The following is a 19,791-nucleotide window of genomic DNA, read 5'->3' as shown; positions in this document are numbered from 1 at the left end:
AGAAGCTGTGCAAATTATTAACGATCCGGATTTAAGTAAAGATGAAATGTATGAGCTTCATCGCCAGCTGATGAAAAATCAAGAAAGAATTGCCATTCAGGCTTTGGTAGCTGCTAAGAAATCTCTTTTTCTAGCTGAAAAAAATAAGCTAGATAGTCGTTTAGAGGGTCTGGCCAATGAGCTTCAAAGCTTTACAGCAACTAGCCTACCAGCTAGTTTGGAAGCAGGTTTTGAAGGTCAAGCAGCCCAAGCAGCCAAGTCCTATCTCGGCGGACTGGCCCGCCCTAGCTTTAGCAATCCCATCCAGGAGGTTTAATCATGAAAAACTTAGCCGACCTTGACTGGGACTATCGTCAGAAAGCCCGAAAATTAGATGATTATGAATTGGAATTAGAGTCTAGTCGTTGGCAGGTCAAGAGGCAGACCGATGACCTTATAGAACAAGTCCGCTACCTCTGCCAAGAACTCCCTAAGGAGGATATGGCCTACTATCAAGGCCAGTTAGAGAGCAATCTGCAGGCCTATGAGGACTTTATCAAGCAAGAAGAAAGTCGCTTAGTTGAGACCCGCGACCATTATGCTAGGGAGCATCGCCAGGCAGTGGAGCGCTTAGAAAAAGAGCAAGATAGTCGATAAGGAGCAAGTCCAAATCAAGCATGAAAAAGAAAAAACTAGGAGTGACCTAGTTTTTGTTTGTCTTTATTTAGGCCGGACGCTTAGTGTGATACACGACGGCGAGCAGCTTTTTTACGATTTTCTTCGATAAAAGCAGCTTTTTTTTCTTCTGGTTCGATGACTTTTTTCTTGAAAGCATAGACAGCACCAGCCACAGCAGCGACTGTACCAGCTACACCGGTCAAGACACCCTTACCAAATCCTTTAGCCATGTCAATTCTCCTTTTCTGAACTTGATTTTTTTATGTTATAATATATAGTAACGAAAAAACAGAATTTTTTCAAGGAAAAAGATGAAAACTAAGATAATCGTAATCGTTGGCCCGACGGCCGTAGGGAAAACAGCCCTTAGTCTGGATTTGGCCCAATTATTTGAGGCTGAAATCATCAGCGGGGATAGTCAGCAGGTCTATCGAGGTCTGGATATTGGGACAGCCAAGGTCAGCCCTGAGGAGCAGGCCCTCATTCCCCACCATCTAATCGATGTGCGAGAGATTAGCGAGAGCTATTCGGCCCATGATTTTGTGACAGAGGCTAGGCGAGCTATTGAGACTATCAGCCAAAGAGGCAAGTTAGTCATCATTGCCGGAGGAACGGGGCTCTATCTCCAAAGTCTCTTGGAGGGCTACCATTTAGGGGGCCAGGCTCCTCACCAGGAAGTCCTGGCTTATCGAAAAGACTTGGAAAAGTTGAGCGACCAGCTTTTATTTGAAATGGTGGAGGAGGCGAGGATAGAGATTAAGCAAATCAACCGCCGCAGGGCTATTCGTGCTCTGGAGCTAGCCCGCTTTGGCCAAGATTTAAGCAATCAAAAACCGGCCTATGAGGCTTTGGTTATTGGCCTGAATGATGAACGGTCCCAGCTCTACGAGCGCATCAATCAAAGGGTGGATCAGATGGTAGAGGCTGGTCTTGTGGCTGAAGCCAAGTGGCTCTATGAAAGGGCGCCTAAGGCCCAGGCGACCAGGGGCATTGGCTATAAGGAGCTCTTTCCCTACTTTGAGGGGGAGGTGACTTTGGAGCAAGCAATCGAGCAGATTAAGCAAAATACCCGCCGCTTTGCCAAACGCCAGCTTACCTGGTTTAAAAACCGCATGCAGGTTGACTTCTACCAACTATCAGACCCTACTTATAGGGAGAAAATTATTCAAGAAGTCAAAGGATTTTTACATGATTGAAACAAAGAAACAGCAAGAACGTGTCCTTTTGGTTGGTGTAGAACTGGCCCACCAGCCCCATTTTGCCTCCTCCATGGAAGAGTTGGCTAGTCTGGCTCAAACGGCTGGGGCCCAGGTGGTTGACAGCTACCAGCAAAAGCGAGAAAGCTATGATAGTCGTACCTTTGTCGGATCTGGGAAATTGCTGGAGCTCAAGGAGCGAATTGAGGCCGATGAGATTTCCAGTCTGATTGTCAACAACCGCCTGACTCCTAGGCAAAACCTCAATTTAGAAAGGGAACTAGGCATCAAGGTCTTAGACCGTATGCAGCTCATTTTAGACATTTTTGCCCTCAGGGCTCGTAGTCATGAGGGCAAGTTACAAGTTCATCTAGCCCAGCTCAAATACATGCTGCCCCGCCTGGTCGGCCAGGGAATCATGCTGAGTCGTCAAGCAGGAGGCATCGGTTCAAGAGGTCCTGGGGAAAGTCAGTTAGAGCTTAACCGGCGCAGTATCCGTCATCAGATTTCGGATATTGAAAGACAGCTCAAGGAGGTTGCCAAAAATCGGGCCCGAATCAGGGAGAAAAGACTGGCTTCGACTACCTTTAAGATTGGTCTAATCGGCTATACCAATGCAGGGAAATCGACCATTATGAATGTCCTGACCCAAAAGGAGCAGTATGAGGCAGACCAGCTCTTTGCCACCTTGGACGCGACCACCAAACAGTTTAATCTAGACGGGCATTTTCAGGCGACCATTACCGATACGGTTGGCTTTATCCAGGACCTGCCGACCGAGTTGGTTTCGAGTTTCAAGTCAACCCTGGAGGAGAGCAAGGAAGTTGATTTGTTGATTCATGTGATTGATGCCAGCAGTCCCTACCATGAGGAGCACGAGGAGACGGTTTTAAGTTTGATGCAGGATTTGGGAATGGTGGATATTCCCTGCCTGACCCTTTATAATAAGGCTGATTTGGTCCAAAATTTCACCCCGACCCAGACCCCTTATCTACTCTTGTCGGCCAAGGCAGACCAGGCCAAGGAAAGGCTCCAGGAGGCCTTGCTTGAGAAAATAAAGGAGTTTTTCCTTCCCTTTAAATTGAGCGTAAGACCAGACCAGGCCTATCTCTTGCATGACCTAGAAAGGCTAGCCTTGATTGAAAAGCGCAATTATGAGGAGGATAGGGAAGTGATTTGGGGCTACCTGGCTGAAGCCAATAAATGGAGGTTGGAAAAATTTTATGATTGATTATTTGGAATTAGCCCTCAAATACGGCGGTTTTACCAGTCTCGATAAGGTCTATCTTACTGGGGTCTTGGAGGGCTTGACCGAGGAGCAAAAGCTGGCCTTTATCACGCCGCCACCTAGTGTCATCAATGCCTATTTTGCCGAACTCTACCAAAAACAGGGCCCTCAAGCAGCGACCGACTATTTTTTTGAGTTGACTTGTAAGCTGGACCTCTTTGAGCCCGAGCCAGACTTTAGCGAGCCCAAGCCCTTTGTAAGGCTCAATTTATCGGGCAAGTCCTTTGGTTACTCCTATCTCGACCAGCAAGAGTTGGCCTGCGTATTTTCCGAAAAACAAGAAGAGTTTGGACCCCGCCTCTTCTTTGAACTTGCCCAAATCTTCCCCCACTACTGGGTCTATGAGGAGCAGGGAAAAATCTATATGCAGCCGCTAAAACAGGAGTCGGTCTTAGAGAGTCGGTCCTTGACCGACCTGACCAGCTTAGAGGTCTTGGCTAATGGCCAGCAAAAAATCTCAGGTTATAACCAAGAAGAAGTGCTAGAAGTCGCCCAAACCCGCCTCCTTGAGCTGGAATCTAGCCAGCTGGCCTATGGCTACCAGGAGCGCAAAGCTATTATTTATATCAGATAGAAAGAAAGATATGCAACTACAATTTTTAGGAACCAGTGCCGGCCAACCCTCTAAGACCCGCAATGTATCCAGTCTAGTCCTCAAACTCTTAGATGAAATCAATGAAGTCTGGATGTTTGACTGTGGAGAAGGGACCCAGCACCGCATTTTAGAGACCAATATTAAGCCCCGTAAGATTAGTAAGATTTTCATTACCCACCTCCATGGAGACCATATTTTAGGCCTACCCGGCTTTCTGGCCAGCCGGTCTTTTCAAGCCAGTGAGGAGCAGACAGATCTTGAAATCTATGGCCCCCAAGGCATCAAGAAATTTGTTCAGACCAGCCTTAAGGTTTCAGGCTCGCGCCTGCCCTACCGGCTGATTTTCCATGAATTTGATGCCAATAGTCTGGGTCAGATTTTAGAGACTGACCATTTCACCGTCCATGCGGAAGCTCTGGACCATACCATCTTTTGTGTCGGCTACCGCATTCGCCAAAAGGATTTGGAAGGGAGCTTAGAAGCAGATAAGCTAAGAGCAGCCGGTGTCCCCTTTGGTCCCCTTTTTGGCCAAATCAAAAAAGGCCAGGATGTGGTCCTAGACAATGGTCAAAAAATCATTGCGGCAGACTATATCCAGCCCCCGCGCCCTGGTAAGGTCATTACCATTTTAGGAGATACCAGAAAGACCAATGCTAGTGTTCGTTTGGCTGTGGCCGCAGATGTCCTGGTCCACGAGTCGACCTACGCTAGAGGAGACGAGAGAATCGCTGGCAAGCATGGACATTCAACCAATATGCAGGCAGCCCAAGTAGCCAAGGAAGCCGGAGCCAAGCGACTTTTGCTCAACCACATCAGTGCCCGTTTTTTAGCCAAGGACATCAGCCAGATGCGCAAGGATGCAGCAAGTATTTTTGATCAGGTTCACCTAGTCAAGGATTTGGAAGAAGTAGAAATATGAGAACCATTCTAATCACAGGAGCCAGTGGTGGTCTGGCTCAAGAACTAGTCAAGTTCTTGCCAGAAGACCGCCTGATTTTAGTTGGCCGTAGCAAGGCTAGACTAGAGAAGCTTTATGGGAGCTTAGCCAACTGCCATTTATTTGAGCTGGACCTCCAAGAGGACCAGGCCTTGGAAGCATTCAGCCAAGAGATTTATGAACAGTATGGCCCGCTTGATATTTTGATTAACAATGCCGGCTATGGTCTCTTTGAGGATTTTGACAAGTTATCGGCTAGCCAGATGCGCCAGATGTTCAATGTCAATACCTTTGCCCTGATAACCTTGTCGCGCCTGTTTGGCCAGCAGATGAAGGAGGTTAGACGCGGTCAGATTGTTAATATTGTCAGTATGGCCGGCTTGATTGCCAGCGCCAAATCAAGTCTTTACTCGGCCACTAAGTTTGCGGCCATCGGCTTTTCCAATGCCCTGCGCTTGGAGCTAGCCCCCTACCAGGTCCAGGTTTTGACTGTTAATCCTGGCCCGATTAGAACCAACTTTTTCGACCAGGCTGATCCAGCAGGGACCTATATCAAGGCGGTCGAACGCTATATCCTAGAAGCCCCTCTAGTGGCAAAAAAAATCGTCAAGGCCTTGGGCAGTAAGAAAAGAGAGCTTAATCTGCCTCTTCTTCTTCACTTAGCCCATAAGCTTTATACTCTCTTTCCTAAAACAGCCGATTATCTGGCTGGGAAACTTTTTAATTATAAGTGAGGATAAGTGATGGATTTACAGGAATATAAAAAATATATACAAGAACCTTGGGGACAACTCTACTATGAGATTGTCTTTCAACAACTTATCAACCTTGAGAATCAGAAAATTTTGGATTTTGGTTCGGGCTTTGGCATAGTCAGCAACTTCCTGGCCCAGAAAAATCAAGTTTTAGCTGTCGAGCCCAATCAGCAGTTGATAAATGAGCGCAAAGACACCTATGATTATGAGCAAGTCTGTGGCAGTATAGAAGTGCTGGACCAGCTGCCTGACGCTTCCTTTGATATCATTATTTGCCATAATGTCTTGGAGTATGTTGAGGATCCTGCTAGCTATTTAAAGGAGTTTGCTCGTTTGCTAAAAGTAGGTGGGAAAGTCTCGCTCATCAAGCACAATCAAGTCGGGCGGATTATGCAGGCTGTGGTCTTTGAAAATAATATTAAAAAGGCCAGAGCCTTAGAGGCTGGTCAAGCCTATCAAACCCATAGTATGGGAGAGGCCCATTTGTATAAGCTTGAAGATGTCACCCAGGACTTACCCTTGGAAATTCAAGACTATCAAGGGATTCGAGTTTTCTACGGCCTCCAGATAAATGAATTTAAGACTGTACCTGACTGGCATGAAAACTTATTGGGCATGGAGTTAGCTGTCTATGACCAATCCCCTTACCGGGATATCGCAGCCTTCCAACATCTATGGCTTAGAAAAATTTAGTCATTAAAAAACTAGACCCCAACTCCATCTCTTTTAAGTAAGATGGAAGTAGGGTCTAGTTTTCTTTTATTTTACTTAAGCCTTCAAGCTTTCTTTTTCCAGTCTTTCCAGATGGTCCACATTGTTCCATTCCAGGAGCTTGAAGTTTTCAAAGTCCTCGGTTTCTAAAATGGTTACAGAAGAGTTTTTCAGCCCTCCACCTTGGCGGAGTAAGGCATAATCATAGCCCAAGAGCGAGCGGAGAGAAGCGGTCAGATTGGCGCCATGCCCCACAAAAAGTAGATTTTGGTAGTCCTTGCCCTTTTGCGACTTGATAAAGTCGATGGTCCGCTTGGTCATGTGATAGACTGACTCTGCCCCAAAGATAGAGTTGTTAAACTTGGCTAGATTGTGGCGAAAGGCCTCCATTTGATTGGGATAGATGGCGGCAATAGTAGCGATTTTCTGCCCCTCTAGGCTCCCTAGCTGCCATTCTCTCAGTTCTTCATGGGTTTCTACATTTTGAGGAAAGTCATTGTCCTGGCTGAGGATTTCAGCAGTTCTCACAGCCCGCTCTAAATCGCTAGAGAAAATCTTATCAAACTTGATTTGGGCCATGTGCTTGCCCAAAAGATGAAGCTCCTCAATAGCTGTTTCAAGCAGGGGGGAATCGCCGCCAGCTCCCTGAAAGCGTCCTTCCTCATTCCATTGCGTACGCCCATGACGGACAAAGTAAAGTTTCATGTAAGTGTTTAACCTCTTTCTTGTTTTCTTTTTCTTAATCTTTCTTTTCTAGTCGGCTAGAATATCGGCAAAGCTAGCCTCAACAAAGTCGGCCAGGTCTCTAGGATTGATAGCAATGCTACGTCCCAACTCACCAGCTGAAACAATGATTTTTTCCTCTGTTAGGGCCGTCTGCTCGATAAAAATCGGAAAGGCATGTTTTTGCCGAATACCGACGGGATTATTGGCCCCATGGACGTAGCCTGTCGTTTTTTCAAGTTCCTTTTGGGGAATCATGGCTACTTTTTTATTAGCAGAAGCCTTGGCCAATTTTTTCTCGGACAAGTGTTGATCCAAAGGGATAATCCCAATCAAGGGACCTGTCTTATCACCCTTGAGGGCCAGGGTCTTATAAATTTTACTGCCAGCAAATTCAGATGAAGCACCTGCCTTGAGGGCCTCTATAATTAGACCCTCATGTTCAATCTTGGCCTTTGTTAAAATCTGCTCAACCAAGGTCTTTTTTATTTTTGTTTTTTTAGCCATTATTTATACTTCTCTTCCAGTCCACTCATCCAGTAGCCCAGCCAAATCCCTAGGCCCAGAGCCAGGACAGAAATAGCCAGACTTCCTAAAGAAATGCCTGCATAGGAGATGCTTTCTGGATTGTTGGAATTAGGGATTAGAATTAGGAGGGTGCTGGATAGGACCAGGCCGATAATAAAATGATAGATACGAGAGTGGTAGTTTTTTAGAGCGTAGTCCATCAGCTTAGAAAAGGCAATCAGGGCTAAGGCTCCGCCCAAGGCGATGGGGAAAAAGGTCCCCAGCAAATCCAGCGATTTAAAGCCAACCAGCATGGGAGAGTAGAGCCCCAAAATTAAGAGGAGATTGGAGGGACTCAGCCCCGGAATCAGAACTCCTAGGGCAATCAAGGCCCCGGCCAAAATAAAGGTCCAGAAGTTGGCCGGCAGGGTTCCGACTAGACTATTTAGGAAATAGAGTAGAAGGCCAGATAGCAAAAAGGTTGTGACCAGAATAAACCAGTCCAGCCCGTCTCTGGCACTTTTTTTCTTGGCATCGCTCCATAAGCTAGGTAGGGTTCCCAGGATTGCTCCAGCAAAGCCCCAAAGGACCGGTACCTTGTAGTGGTCCAGGAGGTACTCAACTGGTAGGGAGAAGAGGGCGATTCCTAGCACCATACCCAGTCCGACCGGTAAAAAGTAGAGTAGGTTTTCCTTGAAATCCTTGTGGATGTGGGCGAGAAACTTGATTAGTCGTTCATAAATGCCTAAAATAGCGGCCAGCACACCACCAGAAATCCCCGGTAGAATAAACCCCAAAGCAATAATAATTCCTTTTAGAATTCTTGTGAACCAAGAAAGCATGTCATCTCCTTTTAGTAGGTTTAAATTTTATTTTTAAAGAGTAAAATCTCAAATAAATCCTAGCATAACTTACATTATATCACATTGCCAGAGCGAAAAGTAGTAGTTAAGTTCAAAAAATTAGGACTCAAGAAGAAAGAAAAAGAAGTCAGGACTAGCTAGTTGGCAGGTCTTGTCCCCTCTAGAAGTAGCTGATCTAAAATCTCTAGCAATAAAAATAGAAACTAGCCTAAAGCCTAGCTTCTATTGAGTCTTTTTATCGTTTTTGCTTTCTTCTTGGCCGAAAAGTTTGGCAAAGGTTTCTGAGCGATCCTTAAGAGGTGATAGTTGGTTTAAGTCAACAATATGGGGAAAGCCAGAAATGGAGCCCTGGGAAGTATATTGGTGCAGGTCATAGTTGATGTCTGTCTGGGGGGCAGCATTATAGTAGCCATTATCGCTACCATAGGTGGGAATCCAAATAGCAGAAAACTTTTCAGTAGAGATACTATGTTCTTCCATGAAATAAGTCCCGATATAAAGCCCGATTTTTTTAGCCCCTAGAGATTCTAACTTGGCTCGAAAGGCCTCTACCCCAGCATTCATATCGGGCATGGTCTTTTCTTCGACATCTAGCCAGTAGTAGGTGGGGTTGTATTTTGAGGCAGCCTTGTAGAAACTTTCAGCTTCCTTTTCCATTTCCTTGATATTAGCCGCTGCTACATAAGCATAGACTGCCACGGGGACATTACGCTTTTGAAACTCCTGGATGTGGGTCTTGTAAGACTTGTCCAGTCCGTTGGCATAGGTCGCAGTGTTTTCCTTCTTGGTATACGAGCCGCTCTGAATTCGGATAATGGCTCCAGAAATGTTTTGTGATAGTTGGTCGTAGTTAATCTCACTTGGTAGTTGCCAACCAGACAGATCGATAATGGGTTTGGTCAAATCTGCTGGATTGGTCTCAGGTGAGCTTGAAGGTAGGGTCTCTACCTCAGTCCTTTTTTCTTGCTGCCTTACTTTAGGAATGAATTGCCGACTAATCAAGAGACTGGAGATAAAGCCGACAAAGAAAATAAGGACAACAAGTGGTTTTAGCCTTTTTCTCATACTGTTCCTATTTTAACTTAAAAAAGGGGAAAAAGCAAAAATAATAGATTTATTTTAACGCAAATGTATGATTGTCACAATTCTGAAATATAGCATCAGACAGGCAAAGAAGGCGGTTTCTAAAATGGGGGTCCTCAGAAAAGCTTGCTAAAATTCCCTGCCAAAGGTGGGAGAAAGTGGCCTGCTAGCCCAGGTAGGACTTTTTTTTCACTGGGAAAAATGATATAATAAGTCTGAATTTTGAGAATTTTGGTGAAGTATGAAAATTGATAAACGACACCTATTAAATTACTCCATCTTGATTCCCTATTTGATTTTATCTGTTCTGGGTCTGATTGTGGTCTATTCGACAACCAGTGCGACCTTAGTCCAGATAGGGGCCAGCTCTTTTGGTTCGGTCCTCAATCAGGGGATTTTCTGGTTGATTAGTTTAATAGCCATTAGCTTTATTTATAAGATTAAATTAAACTTTCTAAAGAAGCGGCAGTTCATTTTCTTTGTGATTGCAATTGAAGTGGTTTTGCTGCTTTTATCTCGCTTTGTCGGAGCCAGGGTCAATGGAGCCCATGGTTGGCTACGTCTAGGGCCCATTAGTATCCAGCCGGCCGAGTATTTAAAGATTATCCTAGTCTGGTTTTTGGCCTATACTTTTTCCCGGCGCCAAGAGGAGATAGAGGTTTATGACTACCAGTCCCTAACCAAAAATCAACTGATTCCTAGAGCTCTTAATGACTGGCGCTGGATTAGCTTGATTTTAATCGGCCTAGTTGCTATTTTGCCCGATTTGGGAAATGCGACCATCTTGATTTTGACCGCCCTGATAATGGTTTCTGTCAGCGGCATTGCTTATCGCTGGTTTTCAACCATTCTGATGACCATTGTTGCCTTTGCTTCAGTTATTTTAGGGAGTATCTGGGTTATGGGAGTCGATCGGGTAGCCAAGATTCCAGTCTTTGGTTATGTGGCCAAGCGCTTCAGTGCCTTCTTCAATCCCTTTGAAGACCTGTCTGGGGCAGGTCACCAGTTGGCCAATTCCTACTATGCCATGAGTAATGGTGGCTGGTTTGGTCTGGGGCTAGGAAACTCCATTGAAAAAAGAGGCTATCTACCAGAAGCCCAAACCGACTTTGTATTTTCCATTGTGATTGAGGAGTTTGGTTTTGTAGGGGCTAGCTTGATATTGGCCCTGCTCTTCTTTTTGATTCTAAGGATTATCCTGGTTGGTATTCGGGCCAAGAATCCCTTTAATTCGATGATGGCTCTGGGTGTTGGTGGAATGATGCTGATGCAGACCTTCATCAATATCGGAGGTATTTCAGGTCTCATCCCCTCAACGGGAGTCACCTTCCCTTTTCTCTCGCAAGGGGGAAACAGTCTCCTGGTTCTCTCGGTAGCCATCGCCTTTGTGCTAAATATTGATGCCAATGAAAAGCGCGATAGTCTCTATCGGGAATTAGAAGACACTTATCATGGCTAGACCTAAAAGGGACTAGCTCGTGCAGATGATTGAAAGGTATAAACATGTCACTTAATAAATTAGAAAGTCACAACAATAAAGAAGTTATCCGCGAAGAAGTTACGATTTTGACCGATTTGCTGGCCGATGTGACCCGCAATATCCTGAGCCAAGAAACATTTGAAAAGATTTTCACCATGAAGGATTTGGCTATCCGTTCAGACTATCAAGGCTTGAAGGAAATTGTCCAAGATCTAACAACTGATGAGATGGTCTATATCTCCCGCTATTTCTCCATCTTGCCTCTGCTGATCAATATTTCAGAAGACGTGGACTTGGCCTATGAAATTAACCGTCAAAATAATATCGACCAAGATTATTTAGGCAAGCTATCGACCACTATTGATTTGATGTCAACGAGAGAAGATGCGGCAGAAATTTTAGAGCACCTTAATATTGTTCCGGTCTTGACTGCCCATCCGACCCAGGTCCAGCGTAAGACCATGCTAGACTTGACCAATCATATTCATAACCTCTTGCGGCAACATCGTGATGTCAAGTCTGGTCTTGTCAACAAGGAGAAGTGGTATAAGAACCTGCGTCGCTATATCGAAATCATGATGCAAACCGATATGATTCGGGAAAAGAAACTCAAGGTAACCAATGAAATTACCAATGTAATGGAGTATTACAATAGTTCCTTCCTCCAGGCCATTACCAACCTGGTTCTTGAATACAAGGACTTGGCTGCCGCCAAGGGAATTGAGCTGGAAAATCCCAAGCCGATTACCATGGGCATGTGGATTGGGGGAGACCGAGACGGTAATCCTTTTGTAACAGCAGAAACCCTTAGACTTTCAGCCATGGTGCAAAGTGAGGTTATCCTCAACCACTATATTGATAAGATTTCAGTGCTCTATCGGACCTTTTCACTCTCGACCAATATGTCTGAGGTCAGCCCAGCAGTAGCTGAAATGGCTGCTCGTTCGGACGACACCTCTGTTTATCGGGAAAACGAGCCCTATCGCCGGGCCTTCCACTATATCCAGTCTAGGCTGATTCAGACCCTGATTTATCTCAAGGGGGGCAATTTCTCAGCGACTGGTCACAAGAGCAATTTGCTGGAAACAGCTCTGGAGCAAAATACCAGTCTCAAGCTTAACAGCAATGATAAGGAGATTATTCCTAACTACCTCCAAGGTCGCCTGCAAGATGCCCTGGCTGATTTTAAAAAGGAAAGGGTGCCTTCTTACAAGACCGCCCAAGATTTCAAGGAGGACCTGCTCCTAATCAGGGAATCCCTGCTAGAAAACAATGGCGAGGCCTTGATTACGGGAGACTTGACCGAGCTGATTCAGGCAGTTGACATCTTTGGCTTCTTCTTGGCTAGCATTGATATGCGGCAAGACTCTAGTGTCCATGAAGCCTGTGTGGCAGAGCTTCTAGCAGCAGCCAATATCGTTGAAGATTATAGTAGCCTGTCCGAAGAGGACAAGTGCCAGGTCTTGCTGACCCAGCTTTTGGAGGATCCCCGTATCCTTTCGGCCACCCATACCAAGAAGTCAGAGCTCCTGGAGAAGGAGTTGGCCATCTTTGAAACAGCGCGTGAGCTTAAGGATGTCCTGGGTGAAGAGGTGATTAAGCAAAACATCATCTCCCATTCAACCAGCGTATCCGACCTCTTGGAGTTAGCAATTATGCTAAAAGAAGTCGGCCTGATTGATGAAGAGCAAGCCCGAGTACAGATTGTCCCTCTCTTTGAAACCATTGAAGACTTGGATAATTCTTGTGATACCATGAAGAAGTACCTGTCTCTGCCGATTGCTCAAAAATGGATTGCCTCTAAAAATAACTACCAGGAAATTATGCTGGGTTATTCTGACAGCAATAAGGACGGTGGTTACCTCTCTTCTTGCTGGACCCTCTATAAGGCCCAACAGCAGCTAACTGCCATTGGCGATGAGTTCGGAGTGAAAATCACCTTCTTCCATGGTCGTGGGGGAACAGTTGGTCGCGGTGGGGGACCAACCTATGAAGCCATTACTTCCCAACCCCTACGCAGTATCAATGACCGTATCCGCTTGACCGAGCAAGGAGAGGTGATTGGTAATAAATATGGGAATAAGGATGCCGCTTACTACAATCTAGAAATGTTGGTTTCGGCCTCTATCAACCGGATGGTTACCCGCAAGAAAAGTGATACTCATACTTCTAACAAGTATGAGCAGATTATGGACCAGGTAGTGGGACGGAGCTATCAAATCTATCGGGATTTGGTCTTTGGCAATGAACGTTTTTATGACTATTTCTTTGAGTCTAGCCCGATTAAGGCCATTTCCAGCTTTAATATCGGATCTAGACCAGCCGCCCGCAAAACCATTACCGAAATCGGTGGTCTAAGAGCTATTCCTTGGGTCTTTTCATGGTCCCAAAGTCGGGTCATGTTCCCAGGTTGGTACGGGGTTGGATCTAGCTTTAAGGAGTATATCGACCAGGATCCAGAAAATAATCTGGCCTTCCTCCATAAGATGTATAAGCAGTGGCCTTTCTTTAAGTCCCTCTTATCCAATGTCGATATGGTTCTATCCAAGTCTAATATGAACATCGCCTTTGAATATGCCCAGCTCTGTGAGGACAAGGAAGTTCAAGATATTTTCCACATTATCCTAGATGAATGGCAATTAACCAAGGACGTTATCCTAGCTATTGAAGGTTATGATGACCTCTTGGAAGAAAACCACTATCTCAAGGATAGTCTGGATTACCGCATGCCTTACTTCAATGTGCTCAACTACATTCAGCTGGAGCTCATCAAACGTCAACGTCGCGGAGAGCTTTCAGCCGACCAAGAAAGACTGATTCATATCACCATTAACGGAATTGCTACCGGACTTCGCAATTCGGGATAAGATACAAAGGGCGTATAAAAAGCGACTAGAATTTTAGGGAAATTGACGAAGGTTCTTCAGAACCTAGGAAATTTCATCTAAATTCCGAGCTTTTAGCCCGTGTTCAATTTGTAAGATACTAAGCCCGTTAAGAAAACGAGAGAAAAATAGGAATTGTGGTGCTGGAGCCTTAAGCTCCTAGGAGCAATTATCTTTTTTCCGACGTTTTTAGGGCGTGTTCAATTATAAGATACCAAGCCCGTTGACAGACTGCTTCATCGCTATTGCGAAACGCAATGCTCTGAAACGAAAGCCACTAACGTGCCCTTTCTACAGTCTGCACTAATTTTTCAAGCAAAAAATATCGTTTTGCTTGAAAAATGTCGAAAAACAAGAGCACTGCGCGAGAGTTCCTCTCGCCAGCATCCATATCCCTAAGCGAGTGAAACTCGCAAGGGCTACGGAAAAAAATAGGCGGTCGAACTTGCTAGCTTTTGAGTCTGTCGGCTAGCCTTCAAACAGTCCACTGGACTGTTTGAAACCCCCGCAAGGACAACTAGCTTGGAGGTGAGCGTTAGCGCCACCTACAAGCAGATGTCTACTGCGTCTAGGTTTGTTACTAGCCCCTTCGTAGACTGCTTCCTATCTAGCCCCATAGATGCTGTCAGAAATGCAAGTCACGAGCCCACTTGCTAGAAACTACACTACTGTTATAGGCCAAAAAATAAAAAAGTCGGATTTTTCCGATTTTTTTCTATATCCTGTAACCAAATTGGCCCCTGATTCGTTTTACTAGTGAAGAGAGGAGATGGTCTTATTAAATTAGATGATTATGAAAAAGCATTGCTGGGCTTTGCGCGTGAGATTGTTTCCTATCTTCAGCGCTCGGGTGCTTCAAAGGCAGAGGCAGAAGATGTCGTTCAAGATGTTTTTGTAAAAATGCTAGAAGCTGATTTAATTATTCCAGCTCAAAAGATGCGAGCTTGGATGTATCGGGTTTCTATCCGTCGCTATATTGACTGCTACCGACGGCAAAAGCGTTATATGGAAATTTTACAGAAGGAATTTTTTATAAATAATCAAGTCAATCCTTTTGAGAATGAGGACTATGATTTCCTGGCAGAAGAAGTGGCGAAATTACCAGAGGCGGAGGCAGCCTTGATTGACTTATATTATTTTCAAAATTTCACCATCAAAGAAATTGCTCAAATCATGTCTTACTCTGTCAGCAAAGTCAAAATTCAGCTCATGCGCAGTCGCAAAAAACTGCGCCGCAATTTGGAAGAAAAGGGGTATCATAATGGAAACATTTGAACTTGCAGCCAAGAAAAGTAAAAAAAGAAATATTAAACGCATTATCGCCTGGTCCTTTGGGGTGGTTGTGCTTAGTTTGGGGCTATTATTGGGGCTTCATATACTGTTAGGGAGAATGCAGACTAACCAATTTTTTAGAGCAAGGTCTTTCTATGAAAGTACATCAGCCATAGCCTATCCTAATATTGAGCTTGCTGAACAGCGGACAACTGCCACTGGCTCCTATACTAGTATCCTCAAGCTTGATCGGATAAAGGACCTAGATGGAGTCAAGATCCCTTATGAATCACAGATAGTTTATTTGAACCCTCAATATTTTTCTGGCGATCTGAATTCGGATAGTCTATTAAGCTTTAGTGAAAATGAGGCTAAAAAAGGAATCGTATATACACGAGAAAAGCTACTTAAATCGCCTGTATTTTTTAATCTTCGTGTCCGCTATGGAAAAGAAGAAACCCAGACTAGCCCCAGCAAGGAATTGCCACTGGTTAAGGAAATGCCAGGCCAGCTAGTGGAGTTAGCATTGACCTTTGATAGGCCTTATTCCTATGAGGAGTTACAAAAAATCTTGCCTCAAAATCTTAAGAAGAATTGGTATTGGCTAGGGACTTATTCAGATTATGATAGTTCTAAGATGTCAGTGGACCAGCTTTATGGCCTGTATTTGGACGAAAAAAACCCTGCTCAATCCTTTGGGCATTTCAAAAATAATCTCCAAAAAATTCAGGATTCAAAATACGGTGAGTTCGGACTCAGAGTAGGTGATGAAGAGCGTTACCAGACTTCAAAAGAATTGGCAGATATTGAAAAAAAGCAGCCTAGCCTGGAAAAAGCTAAGTTCTCTGGTGTTATTCTGACTGGAAAGGCGGAAAACTTCGCCCAGCTGGAAAATAAAGACTGGATTTTTGCCTCTAGTATCGGAGCTTCGACCTTAAATCAACCCTACTATCAGTTAGAAAAAGAATAATCTGAAAAAAAGTGTGTAAAGACTTGCATTTTTGCGGGAATTTGATAAAATAGTAAGGAAAGTTAGACTGTATTGCCTACTGTCTGCTTATAAAATATATTTTATTGGAGGCTTTTACTCAAATGGCAAAAGAAAAATACGATCGTAGTAAACCGCACGTTAACATTGGTACTATTGGACACGTTGACCACGGTAAAACTACCTTGACTGCAGCAATCACAACTGTACTTGCACGTCGTCTTCCAAGTTCAGTTAACCAACCAAAAGATTACGCTTCTATCGATGCTGCTCCAGAAGAACGCGAACGCGGAATCACCATCAACACTGCGCACGTTGAGTACGAAACTGAAAAACGTCACTACGCTCACATCGACGCTCCAGGACACGCGGACTACGTTAAAAACATGATCACTGGTGCCGCTCAAATGGACGGTGCGATCCTTGTAGTTGCTTCAACTGACGGACCAATGCCACAAACTCGTGAGCACATCCTTCTTTCACGCCAAGTTGGTGTTAAGCACTTGATCGTCTTCATGAACAAGGTTGACTTGGTTGATGACGAAGAATTGCTTGAATTGGTTGAAATGGAAATCCGTGACCTTCTTAGCGAATACGACTTCCCAGGTGACGATCTTCCAGTTATCCAAGGTTCAGCTCTTAAAGCTCTTGAAGGTGACACAGCTCACGAAGACATCATCATGGAATTGATGAACACTGTTGATGAGTACATTCCAGAACCAGAACGTGACACTGACAAGCCACTCCTTCTTCCAGTCGAGGACGTATTCTCAATCACTGGACGTGGTACTGTTGCTTCAGGACGTATCGACCGTGGTATCGTTAAAGTTAACGACGAAATCGAAATCGTTGGTATCAAGGAAGAAATCCAAAAAGCTGTTGTTACTGGTGTTGAAATGTTCCGTAAGCAATTGGACGAAGGTCTTGCTGGAGATAACGTAGGTGTGCTTCTTCGTGGTATCCAACGTGACGAAATCGAACGTGGACAAGTTATTGCTAAGCCAGGTTCAATCAACCCACACACTAAATTTAAAGGTGAAGTCTACATCCTTACTAAAGAAGAAGGTGGACGTCACACTCCATTCTTCAACAACTACCGTCCACAGTTCTACTTCCGTACAACTGACGTAACAGGATCTATCGAACTTCCTGCAGGTACTGAAATGGTTATGCCTGGTGATAACGTGACAATCGACGTTGAGTTGATTCACCCAATCGCCGTAGAACAAGGTACTACATTCTCTATCCGTGAGGGTGGACGTACTGTTGGTTCAGGTATGGTTACAGAAATCGAAGCTTAATTCAATTAAGTTCCAAAACAAACAATTATAGTCAGACAACGAGAAAATCCTGCTTGCAGGATTTTCTTTTTTTACGAATTGATGACGAGCCTTTATTTATCAAGGAATTTATGATAAAATAGAAGGCGTAAATAAAAATAGAAGAGGTATGTGAAATGTCACGTAAACCATTTATCGCCGGAAACTGGAAAATGAACAAAAACCCTCAAGAAGCAAAAGCTTTTGTTGAGGCAGTAGCAAGCAAATTGCCATCTTCAGAATTAGTAGAAGCGGGTATTGCAGCACCGGCCTTGGATTTAGCTGTCGTTGTAGAAGCAGCCAAGGGGTCTAACTTGAAAGTTGCTGCTCAAAACTGTTACTTTGAGGACGCTGGAGCCTTTACTGGTGAAAATTCACCTAAGGTATTAGCTGAAATGGGTCTTCCTTATGTAGTCATCGGTCACTCTGAACGTCGCGACTACTTCCATGAAACAGATGAGGATATCAATAAGAAAGCACACGCTATCTTCCGCAACGGTCTAACTCCAATCATCTGTTGTGGTGAGTCTCTTGAAACCTACGAAGCTGGTAAAGCGGTAGAGTTTGTAGGAGCTCAAGTATCTGCAGCTCTTAAAGACTTGTCAGCTGAGCAAGTAGCATCCCTTGTTATCGCTTATGAGCCAATCTGGGCTATCGGTACTGGTAAGTCAGCTTCTGAAGATGATGCTCAAAAGATGTGTAAGGCTGTTCGTGATGTTGTGGCAGCTGACTTTGGTCAAGAAGTTGCTGACAAGGTTCGTGTTCAGTATGGTGGTTCTGTTAAGCCCGAAAATGTAGCAGCCTACATGGCTTGTCCAGATGTTGATGGTGCCTTGGTTGGTGGTGCTTCACTTGAAGCAGAGAGCTTCCTGGCCCTGCTTGACTTTGTAAAATAAAGGAATAAAAATAGCTTGTTGCTGCAAGGTGGCAAGCTTTTCAAATTAAAGGGGAGAATGGATAAAATAATGAGGAAAAAAGATTTAATTTATTTAGCTAGTACAGCAGTTCTCTTGGCTGCCAGTTCCCAGCAGGTTTTCGCTGAGGACTTAGCACCGCAGGCTGTTCTTAGCCAAACAAGTGAGTCTAAGGGAGAAGGTCTAGAAGTTCCTTCAGAAAACCTTACAACCAGTCAGGAACAGGCAAGTAGTCAAACAGCCAGTCTGACTCCGGATTTGACTAAGCCCGCAACTGAATCAGCTAAGTCAGCTGAGGCAATTCAAGAAGAGAAGAAGGAAGAGACAGCAGCAAGTTCTTCTTTAGAAGAGACAGATAAGGCTGAGGAAAAGAAAGAAGAAGAAGACCCTGCTAAGGCTGAGTCCAGCCAAGAAGAGACTAGCCCTAAGCAGGAAGAAGCGGACAAGGCCCAAGGCCAGACTCGCTTTTTTAACAGTCAAGCTTCTAGCACAGCGCCCAAGCATGTAGAGCCCAAAGGTAGCTTTGTTGATGTAAGTAGCCACAATGGTGAAATCAGTGTGGATGATTATCGTCAACTGGTCAATAAGGGGATTACAGGTGTCGTGGTCAAGCTGACAGAAGGGACCAGCTACAAAAATCCTTATGCTCAAAATCAGATTAGAAATGCTCAAGCAGCTGGTTTGCAGGTCTCTGCCTACGCCTTTTCTCACTATACATCAGCAGAGACAGCTCGGGCTGAGGCTAACTACTTTGCCCAACATGCCAAGAGCTTAAATCTTCCGATGACGACCTTGATGGTCAATGATATGGAAGACCCTAAGATGCAGACCAACATCAATCCTAATACACAGATTTGGGCGGCTGAGATGAAACGACTAGGTTTCTCAAATTTGATGTACTATACCAGTGCTAGCTGGATTGATAACAACAACCTGCGGAACAAGGGGCCAGTCCAGACTGCCAAGTTTGGCCTTCAAAATTTCTGGGTGGCCCAATACCCGTCAAGAAATCTCAATCAGCAATCAGCAACTGCTTTGAACTACAACAATGGCGCAGGTGCTTGGCAGTTTACATCCCAGGCCCAGCTCCTAGCAGGCAAACATGTCTTTGACCAGAGTCTAGACTATACCGGTCGCTTTACCAAACACACGCTTCGAGGAAAAGTTTCAATTGAAAATAATAATAGTCTAGCAGGGACTTTTGATGTTGTTGTTTCAGATGTGGCAGCACCTTTTGGGGTAAGAGAAGTGATGATCCCTACTTGGTCAGAAGTTAATGGCCAAGATGATTTGGTTTGGCATAAAGCGGTAAAACAAGCGAATGGAACCTACCGTCTAACAGTCAAGGCGAGCGAGCATAAGAATTCAACTGGAACTTACCACATACATGTGTACTATACTCAAAATAATGGTAAAACGGTAGGAGTAGCTAGAACTAAGGCGCAGGTAGAGATTGGAAAAGTTACCCCTATTTCTGGAAAAGTCAGCATTCAAAATAATGATACTTATGCGGGCAGTTTTGATGTAGTAGTCAGTGATGCTTATAGTCCTAAGGGGATTAAGGAAGTCTTAGTTCCTGTTTGGTCTAGTGAGAATGGTCAAGATGACCTAGTTTGGC

20 protein-coding genes (1 of these 20 cut by a window edge) are annotated in these 19,791 nt (G+C 44.6%); 15 read left to right on the top strand and 5 right to left on the bottom strand.

The features are described 5' to 3' along the window. Positions 1–7: 7 nt before the first annotated feature. Positions 8–316, top strand: coding sequence for a hypothetical protein (locus C4K46_RS01255; protein ID WP_209626561.1), 309 nt, complete (start codon positions 8–10; stop codon positions 314–316). Between the two features lie 2 nt (positions 317–318). Further along, entirely contained in the window at positions 319–636 is a 318-nt protein-coding gene (locus C4K46_RS01250; RefSeq protein WP_209626558.1) for a hypothetical protein, read from the top strand. A gap of 80 nt (positions 637–716) precedes the next feature. Here C4K46_RS01250 and C4K46_RS01245 read toward each other — a convergent pair whose 3' ends face one another. After that, a complete protein-coding gene (locus C4K46_RS01245) occupies positions 717–887 on the bottom strand; it encodes a DUF3042 family protein (RefSeq protein ID WP_209626556.1) in 171 nt (56 codons plus the stop codon). An 81-nt stretch (positions 888–968) separates the two neighbouring features. Between C4K46_RS01245 and miaA the strand changes: the two genes are divergently transcribed. Genes miaA through C4K46_RS01215 form a run of 6 tightly spaced genes read left to right on the top strand, consistent with a single transcriptional unit; the run spans position 969 to position 6,121 of the window. Beyond that, complete coding sequence (miaA, locus tag C4K46_RS01240; RefSeq protein ID WP_209626554.1) at positions 969–1,853, top strand: tRNA (adenosine(37)-N6)-dimethylallyltransferase MiaA; 885 nt, start codon at positions 969–971, stop codon at positions 1,851–1,853. Further along, complete coding sequence (hflX, locus tag C4K46_RS01235) at positions 1,846–3,084, top strand: GTPase HflX (protein ID WP_209626552.1); 1,239 nt, start codon at positions 1,846–1,848, stop codon at positions 3,082–3,084. Before miaA ends, hflX begins: the two co-directional genes overlap by 8 nt. Further along, positions 3,077–3,715, top strand: coding sequence for a cystathionine beta-lyase (locus C4K46_RS01230; protein ID WP_209626550.1), 639 nt, complete (start codon positions 3,077–3,079; stop codon positions 3,713–3,715). The genes hflX and C4K46_RS01230 overlap by 8 nt, the downstream gene beginning before the upstream one ends. Before the next feature lie 10 nt (positions 3,716–3,725). After that, a complete protein-coding gene (rnz, locus tag C4K46_RS01225; RefSeq protein ID WP_209626549.1) occupies positions 3,726–4,655 on the top strand; it encodes a ribonuclease Z in 930 nt (309 codons plus the stop codon). Further along, positions 4,652–5,407, top strand: coding sequence for an SDR family NAD(P)-dependent oxidoreductase (locus C4K46_RS01220; RefSeq protein WP_209626547.1), 756 nt, complete (start codon positions 4,652–4,654; stop codon positions 5,405–5,407). The genes rnz and C4K46_RS01220 overlap by 4 nt, the downstream gene beginning before the upstream one ends. Positions 5,408–5,416: 9 nt before the next feature. Beyond that, positions 5,417–6,121: a class I SAM-dependent methyltransferase gene (locus tag C4K46_RS01215; RefSeq protein ID WP_209626545.1), complete on the top strand. Its 705-nt coding sequence runs from the start codon at positions 5,417–5,419 to the stop codon at positions 6,119–6,121. Between the two features lie 75 nt (positions 6,122–6,196). Here the strand turns inward: C4K46_RS01215 and C4K46_RS01210 are convergent, their stop codons facing one another. The 4 genes from C4K46_RS01210 to C4K46_RS01195 form a co-directional block, all read right to left on the bottom strand. Beyond that, positions 6,197–6,844 (bottom strand): histidine phosphatase family protein, encoded by a 648-nt coding sequence (locus C4K46_RS01210; RefSeq protein ID WP_209626543.1) that lies wholly within the window; start codon positions 6,842–6,844, stop codon positions 6,197–6,199. Positions 6,845–6,892: 48 nt separating this feature from the next. Further along, positions 6,893–7,369 carry an aminoacyl-tRNA deacylase gene (locus C4K46_RS01205; protein WP_209626542.1) on the bottom strand — a complete coding sequence of 159 codons (477 nt, stop codon included), beginning with the start codon at positions 7,367–7,369 and terminating at the stop codon, positions 6,893–6,895. Beyond that, the gene (locus tag C4K46_RS01200; protein WP_209626540.1) at positions 7,369–8,211 is read right to left on the bottom strand and encodes a DUF368 domain-containing protein; all 843 of its coding nucleotides are present in this window, start codon (positions 8,209–8,211) and stop codon (positions 7,369–7,371) included. The genes C4K46_RS01205 and C4K46_RS01200 overlap by 1 nt, the downstream gene beginning before the upstream one ends. A gap of 243 nt (positions 8,212–8,454) precedes the next feature. Further along, positions 8,455–9,297: a glycoside hydrolase family 25 protein gene (locus C4K46_RS01195; RefSeq protein WP_209626538.1), complete on the bottom strand. Its 843-nt coding sequence runs from the start codon at positions 9,295–9,297 to the stop codon at positions 8,455–8,457. Positions 9,298–9,556: 259 nt separating this feature from the next. Between C4K46_RS01195 and ftsW the strand changes: the two genes are divergently transcribed. The 7 genes from ftsW to C4K46_RS01160 form a co-directional block, all read left to right on the top strand. Continuing rightward, positions 9,557–10,774, top strand: coding sequence for a cell division peptidoglycan polymerase FtsW (gene ftsW / locus C4K46_RS01190; RefSeq protein ID WP_209626537.1), 1,218 nt, complete (start codon positions 9,557–9,559; stop codon positions 10,772–10,774). Positions 10,775–10,818: 44 nt separating this feature from the next. Next, a complete protein-coding gene (gene ppc, locus C4K46_RS01185) occupies positions 10,819–13,662 on the top strand; it encodes a phosphoenolpyruvate carboxylase (RefSeq protein WP_209626535.1) in 2,844 nt (947 codons plus the stop codon). Between the two features lie 822 nt (positions 13,663–14,484). After that, a complete protein-coding gene (locus C4K46_RS01180; protein WP_209627106.1) occupies positions 14,485–14,955 on the top strand; it encodes an RNA polymerase sigma factor in 471 nt (156 codons plus the stop codon). Then, a complete protein-coding gene (locus C4K46_RS01175) occupies positions 14,942–15,922 on the top strand; it encodes an anti sigma factor C-terminal domain-containing protein (protein ID WP_209626533.1) in 981 nt (326 codons plus the stop codon). Before C4K46_RS01180 ends, C4K46_RS01175 begins: the two co-directional genes overlap by 14 nt. 122 nt (positions 15,923–16,044) lie before the next feature. Continuing rightward, positions 16,045–17,241, top strand: coding sequence for an elongation factor Tu (gene tuf / locus C4K46_RS01170; RefSeq protein WP_209626531.1), 1,197 nt, complete (start codon positions 16,045–16,047; stop codon positions 17,239–17,241). A 155-nt stretch (positions 17,242–17,396) separates the two neighbouring features. Next, on the top strand, positions 17,397–18,155 hold the full coding sequence (gene tpiA, locus C4K46_RS01165) for a triose-phosphate isomerase (protein WP_209626530.1): 759 nt from the start codon (positions 17,397–17,399) through the stop codon (positions 18,153–18,155). 69 nt (positions 18,156–18,224) lie between these two features. Further along, positions 18,225–19,791, top strand: partial view of a GBS Bsp-like repeat-containing protein gene (locus C4K46_RS01160; protein WP_209626528.1) — the 5' portion only. The gene runs 1,355 nt beyond the window's last position; 1,567 of the gene's 2,922 nt are visible here — the first part of the coding sequence; it begins with the start codon at positions 18,225–18,227; the stop codon falls past the right edge of the window.

It is taken from the genome of Streptococcus oricebi, from assembly GCF_017883985.1.
GTDB classification, from domain to species: Bacteria; Bacillota; Bacilli; order Lactobacillales; family Streptococcaceae; genus Streptococcus; species Streptococcus oricebi.
This window is presented reverse-complemented; position numbering and strand designations above follow the sequence as displayed.